The organism is Enterococcus plantarum, from assembly GCF_001730295.1.
GTDB classification, from domain to species: Bacteria; Bacillota; Bacilli; order Lactobacillales; family Enterococcaceae; genus Enterococcus_L; species Enterococcus_L plantarum.
Genome location: NZ_MIKA01000001.1, coordinates 17,119 through 31,067, shown reverse-complemented (window position 1 = coordinate 31,067; position 13,949 = coordinate 17,119). Strand labels below are relative to the sequence as shown.

Sequence of the window (13,949 nt, the reverse complement as noted above, 5' to 3'; positions counted from 1 at the left end):
CGTTCATTCCGCCTTTATCTCTAATTTATTTTATATCGTATTTCGTTAAAATACGTTGAAGCTTTGTCTGGATTACTCTAAACAGCAAACACGAAAAGAATGCATTTGCAAAACAATATGAAACTGTATAAGGAACAGCTGTCAGTAATAAGGCTAAATACCTCTGCCAAGAAAATGTCCGGTCAATTGAAAAGACAGTCCAGACATCCATAAAAAAGGAAAAAAACAGACCCGCAAAAATACCATATAACGCTAAAAGCCAATAATTTTTCCCTAGAACTTTTTGCATCCACGGTAACCCAGCAAGAAAACCGATCATCCCCCAAGAGAACATTTGAAAAGGAGTCCATGGCCCTTGCCCAAACAGCATATTAGATGTAATCGCTGAAAGCGAGCCAACCAAAAAGCCAACTTCCGAACCCAAACAAATCCCACAAATAATAATGATCGCCGTCATAGGAGTAATCGCTGGAACCATATAAAATAAGAATCGACCTAAAACAGCGATTGCCGTTACCACTGCAATCATTACTAGTTCTTTGATATTTAACTGCTTTTTCTCATAGCGATAATAAATAGGAATACACGCAACTATGACAAGCAGCATCGAAATAACTTGATACTGACTTGCTTGAAAAAGTGCAATTCCTATAAAGATCAAGATCCCCGCAAGAACACTTCTGATCACCATTGGATTTATCTTCTTATTCATTCGTCACTCCTTTAGCGGCAACATAAGCCGCAATCACTTCATCAGTTGTGATTAAATTTGAAAAAAATTCACGCGAAATTCGGCTAGCAGCTGTTGTATAAAAAGTATGTTGGCTAAAAAATTGAGCAGGTTTAGCCGTTGTCAATAAATCATTTTGGAAAAACAGTCCGCAACGATCCGATAATTCTGCCGCAAAATCCAAATCATGTGTCACCACTAAAATCGTTTTGCCTTTCATAGACAATTGTTTCAATAAGTCGATCAATTGTTTTTTCCCATAATTGTCGATCCCTTTTGTCGGCTCATCCAACAGTATTACTTTAGGATCTGTCAAAAGAAGCTTTCCAAGGGCTGCACGCTGACACTCGCCACCACTTAAATCCAATGGATGCTGTAACAAGATTTCGCTTAAATCAAGTAAATTGACAATCGAATCGATTCGCTTGCGCTTTTCCTGTTCACTCATTTTTTTGCTCTCTAGATAATTGTTATAATCATCTAGTACTGAATCTCTACTAAACATCATTTGTGGTTCTTGTGGCAAATACCCCACTACCTGTTGATTTTTTTTGAGGGGTTGATTGAAAAGCGTGATTTTGCCACGATAACACTCCTGAATACCCGCAATGACTTTAAGTAAGGTTGTTTTCCCTGTACCATTGCCCCCAACTAGAGAGAAAATTTCTCCTTCAACTAAATCAAGGTCGACACCTGCTAAAATATCTCGACTATTTTTCTCATAACGAAACCAGCAATTTTTTAATTGAAGAATCACTTTTTCTTGCGTTTTGTTTTGATCTGGCACTCTTTTCTCTTCTATAACAGGTCTTTTAGGAAATTGTTGTGCTAAGAACCGCTTTCCTTCAATCACAGTGATTGGACTCGGTCCTGTCAAACCACTTGCATGGAAAAGTTGAACTGCACTTGGCAAACTAACTATAAAACGACTAAGCTCACGTTGATTACGTTTAATTTTTCCGACTATGTTCGCTGGTACATCAGAAAAAATCAATTCCCCTTTATCCAAAAGCACCACTTTATCCGCTAGTGAGAAAACCGATTCCAAGCCATGTTCAGCTAACACTATAGTTAAACCCATTTCTCTATTTAATCGAATCAAAACATCAATAAAATTCTGAGAAGCAATTGGATCAAGCTGAGTGGTAGGCTCATCCAAAATCAAAATATCAGGTCTCATCACTAAAACAGACGCTAAATTTAGTAGTTGTTTTTGTCCACCAGATAAATCTTTCGTTTGATAGTCTACTAGATCTTGAATCCCTAAAAAGTTGACCATTTCTGCAACACGGCTTTTTATTTCAGAAGGTTCCAGTCCGATATTTTCTAAACCAAAAGCTAATTCATGCCAAGCGCTATCTGTGACGATTTGGTTTTCCGGATTTTGCATCACATAACCAATTTTACTCGTTGAAAAAACAGCTGGAATGACTGTGACTTTTTCATTGTTTAAATAAATGTCTCCCACCTGCTTCCCAGCAGGTGTCAGTTGTGGTTTTAGCATTTTTAGCAATGTCGATTTACCACTTCCAGAAGCACCACATATCAACACAAAGTCGCCTTCTTCTATAGAGAGCGACACATTATTCAACACTAATTTTTCACTACCAGCATAACTAAAACTCAGATTTTGGATTTCAAGATAGTCCATACGATCACCTCCCGTATTCGATTCAAGGTTGGTATCAAAGCGAATACTAAAATCACTAGATAATCCAACCAACGTTGTTTTAACAGTAATAACAGATTTTCTTGATATGGATAAAAATTGAATTGATAGTTTCCCTGCATAACCAACATAATGAACAGACTACCCAAACTGATTATTATAACTAAAGAAAATGAATCCAAAATCCTCCAATGATAGACCGTCCGACTGCTTCTAGTCGTCACGCCGTATCCTCTTGCTTTCATCGAATTCGCTGTATCCATTGCGTTTTCCAGTGCCCAAGAAAATAAGTTGCCAAACAAGTCCAGTCCATAGGAAGTTTTTTCTCTAAAACTTCTTTTTTGCGTTCGCTGAATCGTTTTTTGTACCTGATTCAACTCTTGGTAATACGTTTTAAATAAAGGAATAAAACGAAAAACCATCGTCACTAGTAAGGCAGACTTAGGAAATCGTTTCCCAAAAAGATAAAAGAATTTTTCAGAATCCACTGACGTTTGAAAATTTTGAAATAAATAAATGACGGAAGCAATCATCATTCCCATAAAAAAGCCATAGACAAATGCCTCAAGTGTCATCGGTTTATCTAGAAAAAAGAATAAAATCGTACCGCCTCTATGTACAAACAAAGGATTTGTGATCGTGATCAAAATCAAAAAAATCAACGGAAAGATAATTGAATGCTTTTTCCCCTTTTTTAAATGTACTAATCGAAAAGATAGACTTCCAAAAAAACAGCTACCAATGATTAAGGGATTTGTAGTACTCATAGCAATCAATAACATCAGTAGATAATAGCTGGAAATGACTAACGGATGTCTTTGCCTAAAAAAATGTGGATTCATCTCAAACTCCTCTTCCTTGTTGGAACAATAAAAAAACAGCCGTCACTTTTGTATAAGTGTGCTGTCTGAATTAACTAGTATAACGAAATGTTATTATGTCAGAACAGCAAACATCCTTTGTATACAAGATGTCTTTATAAAAAGTAAGGATATACGCACATAGATTCATGAGCCTTCCAGACACTTTCTATTTTTTATTTTTGCTATATCTTCATTGACATAATCATCTCTCGTTTTAAACAACTTCATTGTTGTTTAACCACTCTTATTATATAAAGTTATCCCTTTAAAGTCAATCACCATTAAAGGACTTCCTTTCTTAAAGCGGGATTTTTTTAATGCAAAAAAATAGTTCAAAAAATCAGCTGTCCTCTAACTTTAAAAACCATTTTTATTCATTGACTGATTACTTTTGCCAATCTGCAGGATATGTCACATAAATAAAGCGAGCATGTCCAGAAACGGAGAACGTGATTGGACTTCCTTTACCTGCTGTAATTCTGCGTCCCTCGATAATCACATCTAAGCGACCTTGAATAATATAATCCACTTCTTCATATTCTAATAGCCATTCAAAGGTCGTATCGTCCATTACCATCAAACCACAGCCTAAACGTGGACTTTCTTTTAAAGTCACTAGGTCTTTACAGTATACTTTGTGCTCTGGATTTCCTGTATCTAAACAATCTTCTTCTGACACATTTCACAAAGGTAGCTTAATAGACAAAATACCGCGCGGATCTCTGTCTTTCATCATTTGAAACATTGGAATACTATTGGCTAAAGTAGCCACCATTAAGCGTAATTGTTCAGATACAAATTGCATTGGTTTCCACATCCATCAATCCTAATTTTTCATAAATTTCTAGATTAGGATTTGCAATAATATGCGCTAATGTTATTTGTTTTCCAGGAACATATTCTTAAATCATCCGTTGTTTTTCAGTCAATATGCTCACCTCTTTTTCTTCTCTGATCTACATGTCACATTATATGATTGATTAAACTCAATTTATTTAACATTGTCCAAAATTTGTTCGATTTCTGCTTTTTTGTAGGGACCCTAGGATTCGTTTGGGTACATCCATCAAGCAAAGAGACTTCGGTAATTTCTCGTTTGAATTGTTCAAAAACCTCCGAGCTTACTTCAGGCTATTTGGTATTGCTAGTTGTTTTTTCAACTGCTCTATTGCTCGAATCAAATGCTTAATCCCTAATTTTGTCGTTGCTTTCTCATAGCCAAGTAATTTAGCTAAATAGCATACTTCTCTGTAGTTTGCTCATTATAAGAGTGATTGAAATGATCTCATCCTGTATTATATTGAATTACTTCACTCAATAGTAGTACATTCAATCGTCCATGAGGAACGTTTAATTTTGCTCCCGTAGCATGAGCGAGACCATGATTGAGACCAAGAGAGGTTAAATTAAAAGCCATGCCTGCCATACAAGAACAACAACTCTCTCACATAAAGTATCAGAAAACACGTTGGTTTTAGTCGAAACATAGGCTTCAAGCGCACGTGTTAGAACGTCCATCCCTGTATCAGCAGTACTATTTCTTGGCGCACTTATCACCAATTCAGATGCTAAGTAAGCTTCATTTGGTTGGATTTTAGATTAGACTTTGGAGATCAATGTGCATGCCTTTATCTATCTCATGTTAGAGCCGAATTAAAAAAAGTATCGAACAGTACTCGAACTTTACCACTAATCAGACTAGCAAAAAAACTACTCAACTTGTACCGATTTCAGTACAGGTTGAGTAGCTTTACTATTTTTATTTCTTTTTCTTACCGCCAAAAGCGTCCTTCATCTTATCAAAGAACCCTTCTTCTTGCTGTTCACTGACGGTTTGACCGCCAGCTTTAGCAAAAGTGCGTAAGGCTTCTTTTTGTTCTTCGTTTAAGTTTTTAGGTGTGATGAGTTTAACTTTCACGTGCTGATCACCATTAGCTCCGCCACGTAAACGTGGTGCGCCCTTGCCTCGTAAACGGAAATTCGTTTCAGTTTGAGTACCTGCAGGGATTTTTAATTTTACATCCCCATGAACAGTTGGTACTTTGATTTCATCACCAAGTGCCGCTTGAACAAAGCTTAATGGCAAATCATAATAGATTTCTGAGCCTTCTCGGTCAAAAATATCGCTTTCTTCTACGCTAAATACTACATACAAATCACCATATGGTCCACCGTTCATGCCAGCTTCCCCTTGATTCGCTAAACGCATTTGTTGTCCGTCTTCCACTCCAGCAGGAACGTTGACTTTCACTTTGTGCGCTTTTTTCTCATGTCCTGTTCCATGACAAGTTGGACACGGTTCTTTGATTTCTTTCCCTGTTCCATGACAAACATCACACGTTTGACGACTCATTACACGGCCAAGTGGTGTTTGACGTTCCACATTAATGGAACCTGATCCATGACATTTATGACACGTTTCAGGATGTGTCCCTGGTTTGGCACCATTTCCACCACAAGTGGCACAATTGTCTTCACGATTGTACTTGATTTCCTTTTCCACGCCGAAAATAGCTTCTTCAAACTTCAAATTCACCGTATATTGCAAATCAGCACCTTGTCTTGGCGCAGTTGGATCTACACTACGAGATCCGCCACCAAAGAATGAATCGAAAATATCTTCAAATCCACCAAAACCGCTGCTAGAGAATCCTCCACCGCCAAAGCCGCCAAAACCACCAGCACCTCCGCCGTAATTTGGATCTGTCCCTGCGTGACCATATTGATCATAAGCCGCTTTCTTTTGAGGATCGCTCAATACTTCATATGCTTCAGAAACTTCTTTGAATTTATCTTCTGCATCCGCTTCTTTATTGATATCCGGATGGTATTGCTTGGAAAGCTTACGGTAAGCTTTTTTTATTTCATCATCTGAAGCGCCTTTTGCTAAACCTAGGACTTCATAATAATCTCTTTTCGTAGCCATTAGTTCCCCTCCAACTATTATTCCATTTATTAAAAAAAGGATCGACGCCAACTTATTTGTATAAAAACATCGTTGTAATCATACCACATATTAAGTAAAAGAAAAACCGCTTCACTTAATTTTCCCTATAAATAAAGATAGGCAAAGACCAAAGCGATGACTTTGGTCTTTGCCAGCTTGTTAACGATCAAGGATTATTTGTCGTCGCCTTCTACTTCTTCAAAGTCAGCATCTACAACATCATCTGCTCCACCTTGTGCAGCTTCAGGATTTTCTGCTGCTTGTTGTTGCGCTGCTTGTTCGTAAAGTTTTACTGTTAAGTTTTGAACGATTTCGTTTAATGAATCGCGTTTTTCTTTCATTTGTTCGATATCATTCGCTTCAACAGCTGCTTTCAACTCATCACGAGCATCTTCTGCTTTTTTCACTTCATCAGCATCAACTTTGCCTTCTAATTCTTTCAATGTTTTGTCAACAGTGAACAATAAAGCGTCAACGTCGTTACGTAAATCAACTTCTTCTTTACGGGCTTTATCAGCTTCAGCATTTGATTCAGCATCTTTAACCATACGTTCGATTTCATCGTCTGATAAACCTGAAGAAGATTTGATTGTGATTGTTTGCTCTTTTTGCGTTCCTAAATCTTTTGCACGTACGTTTACGATACCATTTTTATCGATATCAAAACTTACTTCGATTTGAGGCACACCACGAGGAGCCGCTGGAATATCTGTTAATTGGAAACGTCCTAATGTTTTATTGTCAGCAGCCATTGGACGTTCACCTTGTAACACGTGAATGTCTACAGCTGGTTGATTGTCTGCTGCTGTTGAGAACACTTGTGATTTACTTGTTGGGATCGTTGTATTACGATCGATCAATTTAGTAAATACGCCACCCATAGTTTCGATACCTAATGACAATGGTGTTACGTCTAATAATACGACATCTTTCACATCACCAGTGATAACGCCACCTTGAATCGCAGCTCCCATAGCTACTACTTCATCTGGGTTAACTGATTTGTTTGGTTCTTTGTTCGTTTCTTTACGTACAGCTTCAACAACAGCTGGAATACGTGTAGATCCACCAACTAAAATAACTTCATCGATTTCTGATGGATTTAAACCAGCATCTTTCAACGCTTGGCGTACTGGAGTTTTTGTACGTTCTACTAAATCACTTGTTAATTCATCGAATTTCGCACGAGTTAAGTTCATTTCTAAGTGCAATGGACCAGCGTCTCCTGCTGTGATAAATGGTAAGCTGATTTGTGTTGATGTTACACCTGATAAATCTTTTTTCGCTTTTTCAGCAGCGTCTTTCAAACGTTGAACAGCCATTTTATCTTTAGATAAATCAACACCGTTTTCTTTCTTGAATTCTGCTACCATGTAATCGATGATTTTGTTATCAAAGTCATCTCCACCTAATTCGTTATCGCCAGCAGTTGACAATACATCGAATACGCCATCTCCTAATTCAAGGATAGATACGTCAAATGTACCACCACCAAGGTCAAATACTAATACTTTTTCGTCTTTATCTGTTTTGTCTAAACCATATGCTAATGCAGCAGCTGTTGGTTCGTTAACGATACGTTCTACTTCTAGACCAGCGATTTTACCAGCGTCTTTTGTTGCTTGACGTTGTGCATCGTTGAAGTAAGCAGGAACAGTGATAACTGCTTTGTCTACTTTTTCACCAAGATAATCTTCTGCGAAACCTTTTAAATATTGTAAGATCATTGCAGAAATTTCTTGTGGTGTATAAGATTTGCCATCAGCTTCTACTTTATAGCCAGCTTCGCCCATATGACGTTTGATTGATGAAATTGTGTGTGGGTTTGTTACTGCTTGACGTTTTGCAACTTCACCGACTTGGATTTCTCCATTTTTAAATGATACCACTGAAGGCGTTGTACGGTTACCTTCTGGATTCGCAATGATTTTTGCTTCTCCGCCTTCTAATACTGCCACTGCTGAGTTTGTTGTTCCTAAGTCAATACCAATAATTTTACTCATAATTAATGATCTCCTATCTTCTATTTTAATTTTTTTCAATTTATATTATACAACCATTGCTTGCTGTTATTGTGCAACAACAACCATGCTTGCTCGTAAAACGCGGTCATGTAACTTGTACCCTTTTTGTAACACTTCGACGATTGTATCAGCAGGGACTTCGTCACTTGCTGGAATCGTTTGAACTGCTTGATGTAAATTAGGATCAAACACTTCACCCATTGTCGGGATTTCTTCGATACCTTCATCTTTTAATGCCGCTTGTAACCCTTCAAGAACCATTGAGATCCCTTTTTTCAAGCTAGCACCTTGTTCATCATCGACTTCGATTGCCATCGCACGTTCCAAATTATCGATCGAAGGTAGCAATTTTTTTCCTAAATCTTGTGAACGATAACGAACAAGCAATTCACGCTCATTTTTGAAACGATTGCTCATATTGGCAATTTCAGCACGAGCTCTTAAAAACTTGTCTTCCATTTCTGATAATTCAGCATTGGTACTTTCAAGTTCTGTCATTTCTGTTTCTTCTTCTGAAACACCAGTTTCATCGATAGCATCCATGTGTTCCTCTTGTAATTCTTCATTCGTTTCTTCTTTATTACTCACTCTGGCAACTTCCCTTCTCATTTACGTAGAATTATTAGAATTCTATATTTTCAACTCATCACTTACTCATCAAGAAAACGGTAGTAAGCACCGAGTTTTGAAGCTAATTCATGGCGAAATACATCTACCAGACCAAACATTTTTGAATAGGGCATGCTTGTAGGGCCTAATAACGCAATGGTTCCCTTACCGTGACCAGAAACTTCATAAGTCGCAGTGATCATGCTCATATTATCAAGTAAATCGTTTCCTATTTCTGAACCGATACGGATCGCTATTTGCGTATCTGTCTCTTCATCAGACGTCAACAAGTGGGTGATTGCGTCTGTATTTTTCATAAAGGAATACACAGATTTTAGTTGATTGATATCTTCTTGTACACCAAAATCTAATAGGTTCATGCGCCCACTGACAAACACTTTTTCTTCAAAAGCGTGTCCCAGCATCGCATCAAATAGGTTCATCATGCCGTCAGGTGTTTGGAAATAGCGATGTAAAATCATCGGAATTTCGGTGCGTAAACGATGATAGACCGTCAGCAATGGTTGTCCGACCAATTTATCATTGATGATTTGCGTCATCTTTTCCAAGTCTTGGCTTGAAACAGATGCTGGAATCGCAAATACTTGGCTTTCCACATTGCCTTTATCCGTCACTATGATCGCTATGATCTGACGTTCATTTAATGGAACAATTCGAAAACCAGTCAATCGTCTTTCTTTCACTTCTGGACCTAACGAAAAAGCAGTATAGCTTGTTAAATCAGAAAGGATTTCAGCTGATTGTTCAATAATATCATTGATCTCATGAAATTCTTTCCCAAATGAATGACGAATCGTTTCTAATTCATCACGTTCGATTTCAGCTGGACTCAATAAATGATCCACATAATAGCGATAACCATCCATTGAAGGAATCCTGCCAGAAGACGAATGTGTCTTCAATAATAGTCCGTTCTCTTCTAGAGCCTTCATATCATTACGAATCGTTGCAGAACTTGACTTAATTCCTTCTTCCATTAATTTCTTTGATCCTACAGGGTTACCTGTATTCGTATATTCTTGGATGATAAGTCGCAAAATATTCTTTTGTCTTTCCGTTATCATAATTACCACCCTTCATTAGCACTCATGACATTCAAGTGCTAATACAATTATTAATATAGCAAGTTCTTCTTGAATTGTCAAGAGAAAAACTCACTTTTTTAGCACTCATTGCATCAGAGTGCTAAAATGTACAAAAAAAGGCTAAGACATAGCCCCAAGAGCCATATCTTAGCCTAACGGAATCCTAGTGAACGGTGGGAATTGAACACTTCTTTCCCAATCTCACTCTTATTGTTGTACTGTGCACGTTTATTCTTGGTCAATAAGAAATGCTTCAAAAACATCATTCCCAACAAAAAGACCTTGTTCAGTAAGTTGGATATGTGTTTCATTTTCGCTTATCAATCCTTTTTGAATCAAGTTCGGGATTGTTTCTCTGTATACCTGATTTAACGGTAAATTGAACTTCTCTTCGAATCGTTTTTTCGAAACACCACCCATCTTCCTTAACCCAAGAAAGAGTTCTTCTTCCATTTGATTATTGACGGTCAAAATCTCTGTTTCAACAGTTGGTAATTGGTTATCTCTTAAAGGGTTTAGATAATGTTGAATCGGACCATGATTTCGATATCGAGTATGTCCTAAATAACCACTCGCACCGGCGCCAAATCCATAATAGTGATCGTTGTTCCAATAAACCAAATTATGTTGACTTTCTTGCCCTTTTAGCGCGAAGTTACTAACCTCATATTGGTGACGTCCAGCCTTTTCCATTGCACTAATTGTTTCCTCAAACATTAACGCTTCAACTTCTTGATCTGGCAATTGTAATCGACCTTGACGTACCCAGTTCATAAACATTGTTTTGTTTTCTAAAATCAACGAATATAAAGAGTAATGCGGTAAATCAAGTTCAATCGCACGTTTCAGTGTATCTCTAAACCCCTCCATCGTTTGACCAGGCAAAGCATAAATCAAATCGATACTAACATTTAGGAAATCTTCTTTTTCTAAGAATTTCATCGTTTCATAGACATCTTCTGCCGTATGTTTGCGTCCAATTTTTTTTAATAATTGGTTGTCGAATGTCTGAACACCCATAGATAAGCGATTTACACCATATTCTTTCATTACTTGTAGTTTCTCTTGCGTTAGATCGCCTGGATTCGCTTCTACTGTAAATTCGTTTTTATCATCAAACGGCAATAACTCGCGTACCCCTTTTAACAGAACAGCTAATTGCTTGGCTGAAAGCGAAGTAGGCGTGCCCCCTCCGATATATATTGTCTCTGTATCTTTGCTTGGATACTGCTCTTTTGTCAAACGAATTTCTGTCAAAAGACTTTGGATATATTCATCTACTGGCTGCCCTTCTAAAAAGACTTTATTAAAGTCGCAGTAGTAACAAATGTGCTCACAAAAAGGGATATGTATATAGGCTGATGTTTTATCGTTTTTCAATTTTCTTCCTCCAGTTTAAACGAAGTTGCTACAGATTTTATTATAGGAAGCTTACCAAAGTATTTCACTTCTATTTTAAGATTTCATTGTATCAACTTATTTGTTCCAAAACTTGTAATTCATTTGGGACACGTCTCTTATCTTAACATATCCCCTACTAAAATTGTCTAGTTTACTCTCTTGAATATTTTTAAGCTTCTATAATGACCAACTAACGAATGGTTGAACAGACTAAATCATATCGCTTTCTTGCTTAACTACGAGCTAGTAAAAAACTCTTTCTCGCTGTAAATAAAACTCTGAATAAAATGAGAATCGGGAATTATCCTGTTTAGAAATAAAAACAAGTCCAAGAAATTTTCTCTCCGAACTTGTTTATGTTTTATTTCTACTTTTAACCTATAAATGCTCTTTGTACTTGCCAATTCACATTTTTTAATAACGTTTACTAGAAGCAAATTTGAAGAAGTACTCCTTCTTTCGACTTGAGAGAAAGAGCATCCTTCAAATTTACTTTTATTCATTTCCGTATTTTTCCCATATCCTATATGACAGAATAAAGAGTATGCACCATTCTAAATCATTGATAACATTATTCCTTTCAAAAAAACAGCTTAATCATAGTCAGTAGTTAGATTATTAATGCCTAATGCTTCCATCTTCTTAAACTCACTTTGAGGAACCCCCCATAAATTAACGGTTAAACCTTTACTTTGAGCTTTAGCAATCAAGTCTGCTCGACCTAAAACACTTTCATACTTAATAGCTAACCCAGCATTCCCACCAAGATTGCTAACCTGATCAATCATTTGTTCATCTAAAGTTTTCGCTAGAAACTGAACCTGCGTTTCAGGAAGACGCTTTTTCATTTCGACCAAATTCGTAAAATCAAATGAAATGATTATAGCCTTATTCGTTATACCAAATGAACTAATTATATTGGCTAAATCATCGTAATCACTTGGTTCAAGATTTTTTGCTTTCATTTCGATAAACGGAATACTTTTTTTACTACTCATAATTGTAAGAAACTCTTCCAATGTTGGAATAATTAATTGTTCTTGAGAATATTTTTCTTTATTGGATCCTTGATCGATGCGCAAAGCCCTTATTTGATCTAATGTTAAATCACTTATTTTTCCTTTTCCATTTGTCATGCGGTCAACTGTCTTGTCATGCATGATGACCCATTTTTTATCTTTAGTAAGCCAAATATCTGTCTCGATCCCCCAACTATCCGATTGCTGAAAAGAAGGGATTGAATTTTCAGGTGCCACCTTGTGATTGCCACGATGTGCGACATAACGAATATCATCCATCATTTCACTAATTTCTATATTCTCAGCAGAAATGTATCCTTCAGTCGTTCGATACACTTTTTTGTCAGAGTTAAAGACGATTCCTTTGACGTAGGCCATGCTATTCGCTGGCAACAGTCGGACATTTTTTGATAAATTTCTATCTTTAAAAAGAGATGTTTCTTGCATAAGCCGAATTCGAACAGGACGTCTAAGCGCAATTTCTACTGTACCTGCGTCACATTTAGCTTTTAAACCATTCTTAGCAATTAGTTCTGCATTTGCGTGATAAAGTCCATTCCTATAATCAAAGTCTTCATAATCAACGTGAACTTTATAAGAATTATCAGCTTGTCGGATTCCTTCGTATATTTTTTTATCACTTTGATCTTCTTTTGACCAAACTGGAACGTTTATTTTTTCGATATCAGCGATGCTTTTCGTTCTCACCTTTACATCGAACTGACCTTTCCCAATTTGAGCATTATCTACTTCAGCTTCTATTGTTGGTTGATCAACGTTAAATTCACCAAAATCAGCTAGTTCCGTTTTTCCATTTTCTTTGGTTATTAGGATTTTTATCTGATAACGTCCAGCTTCTTGGTGTTTTTTTACTAAAATATCCGATTCCCATGTGCTACTTTTAGGATAATAAACCCCTTGGTATACTTGTAAATCATTCGATCCGTTTAACTCCCCAAATGCTGGAAATTCAACTTTTGCTATATGCTTCACACTTGATAAATCAGCTTTTACTCGATATACAGTCTGTTTATTATCCATATTCACTAGCCGAAAAATAGGCCTTGTTGCCGGGTATTTCACTCCATCGTTTTTTATTTTAGCGTTGATCTCTAAGTCTTCAAATTCAGGATTTACATGATTGTCTTTCTGGAGGCTACCCTCTTTAAAAAATTTAGTAGCGGTCATGTCGAAGCTTACTGGTGAAACGCGATAACCATCATAAGAGGGATTAGAGTTATCTTGATAATCAATAGTGATATAAAACCAAATGAAAACAGCGGCTCCTCCTGATATAAGAGCTATAAATAAAGTCAGAAGACTAAAAATTCTACTTTTTTTTACATCTTTTTCTTTTTTCTTCATATATTTCCCCTTGAAATAACATTACTTTTCATTTAGATAGTGTACTTCTATTATACCAATTTATTTTTACCTGATGTTGGAATAATTCATTTTTTTGTATAAACTTTGTATTTTATTTTTATATCTTGTTAAAAGAATAAACTGCATGAACAGACTCTTAAACAGATGCTGTTATGCAGTTTACTGATTCGTTACTAATGAGCATTCTTCTAAAGC

The 13,949-nt window shown here is 36.6% G+C and carries 9 protein-coding genes and 3 pseudogenes; all 12 read right to left on the bottom strand.

What is annotated here, in order from left to right; all coding sequences use genetic code 11:
- Positions 1-25: 25 nt before the first annotated feature.
- Complete coding sequence (locus BCR22_RS00125) at positions 26-712, bottom strand: ECF transporter S component (protein WP_083241702.1); 687 nt, start codon at positions 710-712, stop codon at positions 26-28.
- Positions 705-2,381 (bottom strand): ABC transporter ATP-binding protein, encoded by a 1,677-nt coding sequence (locus BCR22_RS00120; protein ID WP_069652976.1) that lies wholly within the window; start codon positions 2,379-2,381, stop codon positions 705-707. The genes BCR22_RS00125 and BCR22_RS00120 overlap by 8 nt, the downstream gene beginning before the upstream one ends.
- Positions 2,354-3,241: an energy-coupling factor transporter transmembrane component T gene (locus BCR22_RS00115; RefSeq protein ID WP_069652975.1), complete on the bottom strand. Its 888-nt coding sequence runs from the start codon at positions 3,239-3,241 to the stop codon at positions 2,354-2,356. Before BCR22_RS00115 ends, BCR22_RS00120 begins: the two co-directional genes overlap by 28 nt.
- A 406-nt stretch (positions 3,242-3,647) precedes the next feature.
- A pseudogene (locus tag BCR22_RS00110) lies at positions 3,648-3,998 on the bottom strand (cupin domain-containing protein).
- Positions 3,999-4,053: 55 nt separating this feature from the next.
- Positions 4,054-4,191: pseudogene (locus tag BCR22_RS14760) on the bottom strand (propanediol utilization protein); the annotation flags it as partial.
- A gap of 356 nt (positions 4,192-4,547) precedes the next feature.
- Positions 4,548-4,819: pseudogene (locus BCR22_RS16060) on the bottom strand (hypothetical protein).
- A 202-nt stretch (positions 4,820-5,021) separates the two neighbouring features.
- On the bottom strand, positions 5,022-6,188 hold the full coding sequence (gene dnaJ, locus BCR22_RS00105; protein ID WP_069652974.1) for a molecular chaperone DnaJ: 1,167 nt from the start codon (positions 6,186-6,188) through the stop codon (positions 5,022-5,024).
- A gap of 194 nt (positions 6,189-6,382) precedes the next feature.
- Complete coding sequence (gene dnaK, locus BCR22_RS00100) at positions 6,383-8,212, bottom strand: molecular chaperone DnaK (RefSeq protein WP_069652973.1); 1,830 nt, start codon at positions 8,210-8,212, stop codon at positions 6,383-6,385.
- Between the two features lie 66 nt (positions 8,213-8,278).
- Complete coding sequence (grpE, locus tag BCR22_RS00095; RefSeq protein ID WP_069652972.1) at positions 8,279-8,821, bottom strand: nucleotide exchange factor GrpE; 543 nt, start codon at positions 8,819-8,821, stop codon at positions 8,279-8,281.
- Between the two features lie 62 nt (positions 8,822-8,883).
- On the bottom strand, positions 8,884-9,927 hold the full coding sequence (hrcA, locus tag BCR22_RS00090; protein WP_069652971.1) for a heat-inducible transcriptional repressor HrcA: 1,044 nt from the start codon (positions 9,925-9,927) through the stop codon (positions 8,884-8,886).
- Between the two features lie 249 nt (positions 9,928-10,176).
- Entirely contained in the window at positions 10,177-11,328 is a 1,152-nt protein-coding gene (hemW, locus tag BCR22_RS00085; RefSeq protein ID WP_069652970.1) for a radical SAM family heme chaperone HemW, read from the bottom strand.
- 614 nt (positions 11,329-11,942) lie between these two features.
- Positions 11,943-13,733: a glycerophosphodiester phosphodiesterase family protein gene (locus BCR22_RS00080; protein WP_069652969.1), complete on the bottom strand. Its 1,791-nt coding sequence runs from the start codon at positions 13,731-13,733 to the stop codon at positions 11,943-11,945.
- Positions 13,734-13,949: the final 216 nt, after the last annotated feature.

Bases quoted from the DNA above. Each gene is read 5' to 3' on its own strand.
- dnaJ (WP_069652974.1), bottom strand. From the start codon at position 6,188: ATGGCTACGAAAAGAGATTATTATGAAGTCCTAGGTTTAGCAAAAGGC.
- dnaK (WP_069652973.1), bottom strand. From the start codon at position 8,212: ATGAGTAAAATTATTGGTATTGACTTAGGAACAACAAACTCAGCAGTG.
- BCR22_RS00125 (WP_083241702.1), bottom strand. From the start codon at position 712: ATGAATAAGAAGATAAATCCAATGGTGATCAGAAGTGTTCTTGCGGGG.
- hrcA (WP_069652971.1), bottom strand. From the start codon at position 9,927: ATGATAACGGAAAGACAAAAGAATATTTTGCGACTTATCATCCAAGAA.
- BCR22_RS00120 (WP_069652976.1), bottom strand. From the start codon at position 2,381: ATGGACTATCTTGAAATCCAAAATCTGAGTTTTAGTTATGCTGGTAGT.
- BCR22_RS00115 (WP_069652975.1), bottom strand. From the start codon at position 3,241: ATGAATCCACATTTTTTTAGGCAAAGACATCCGTTAGTCATTTCCAGC.
- BCR22_RS00080 (WP_069652969.1), bottom strand. From the start codon at position 13,733: ATGAAGAAAAAAGAAAAAGATGTAAAAAAAAGTAGAATTTTTAGTCTT.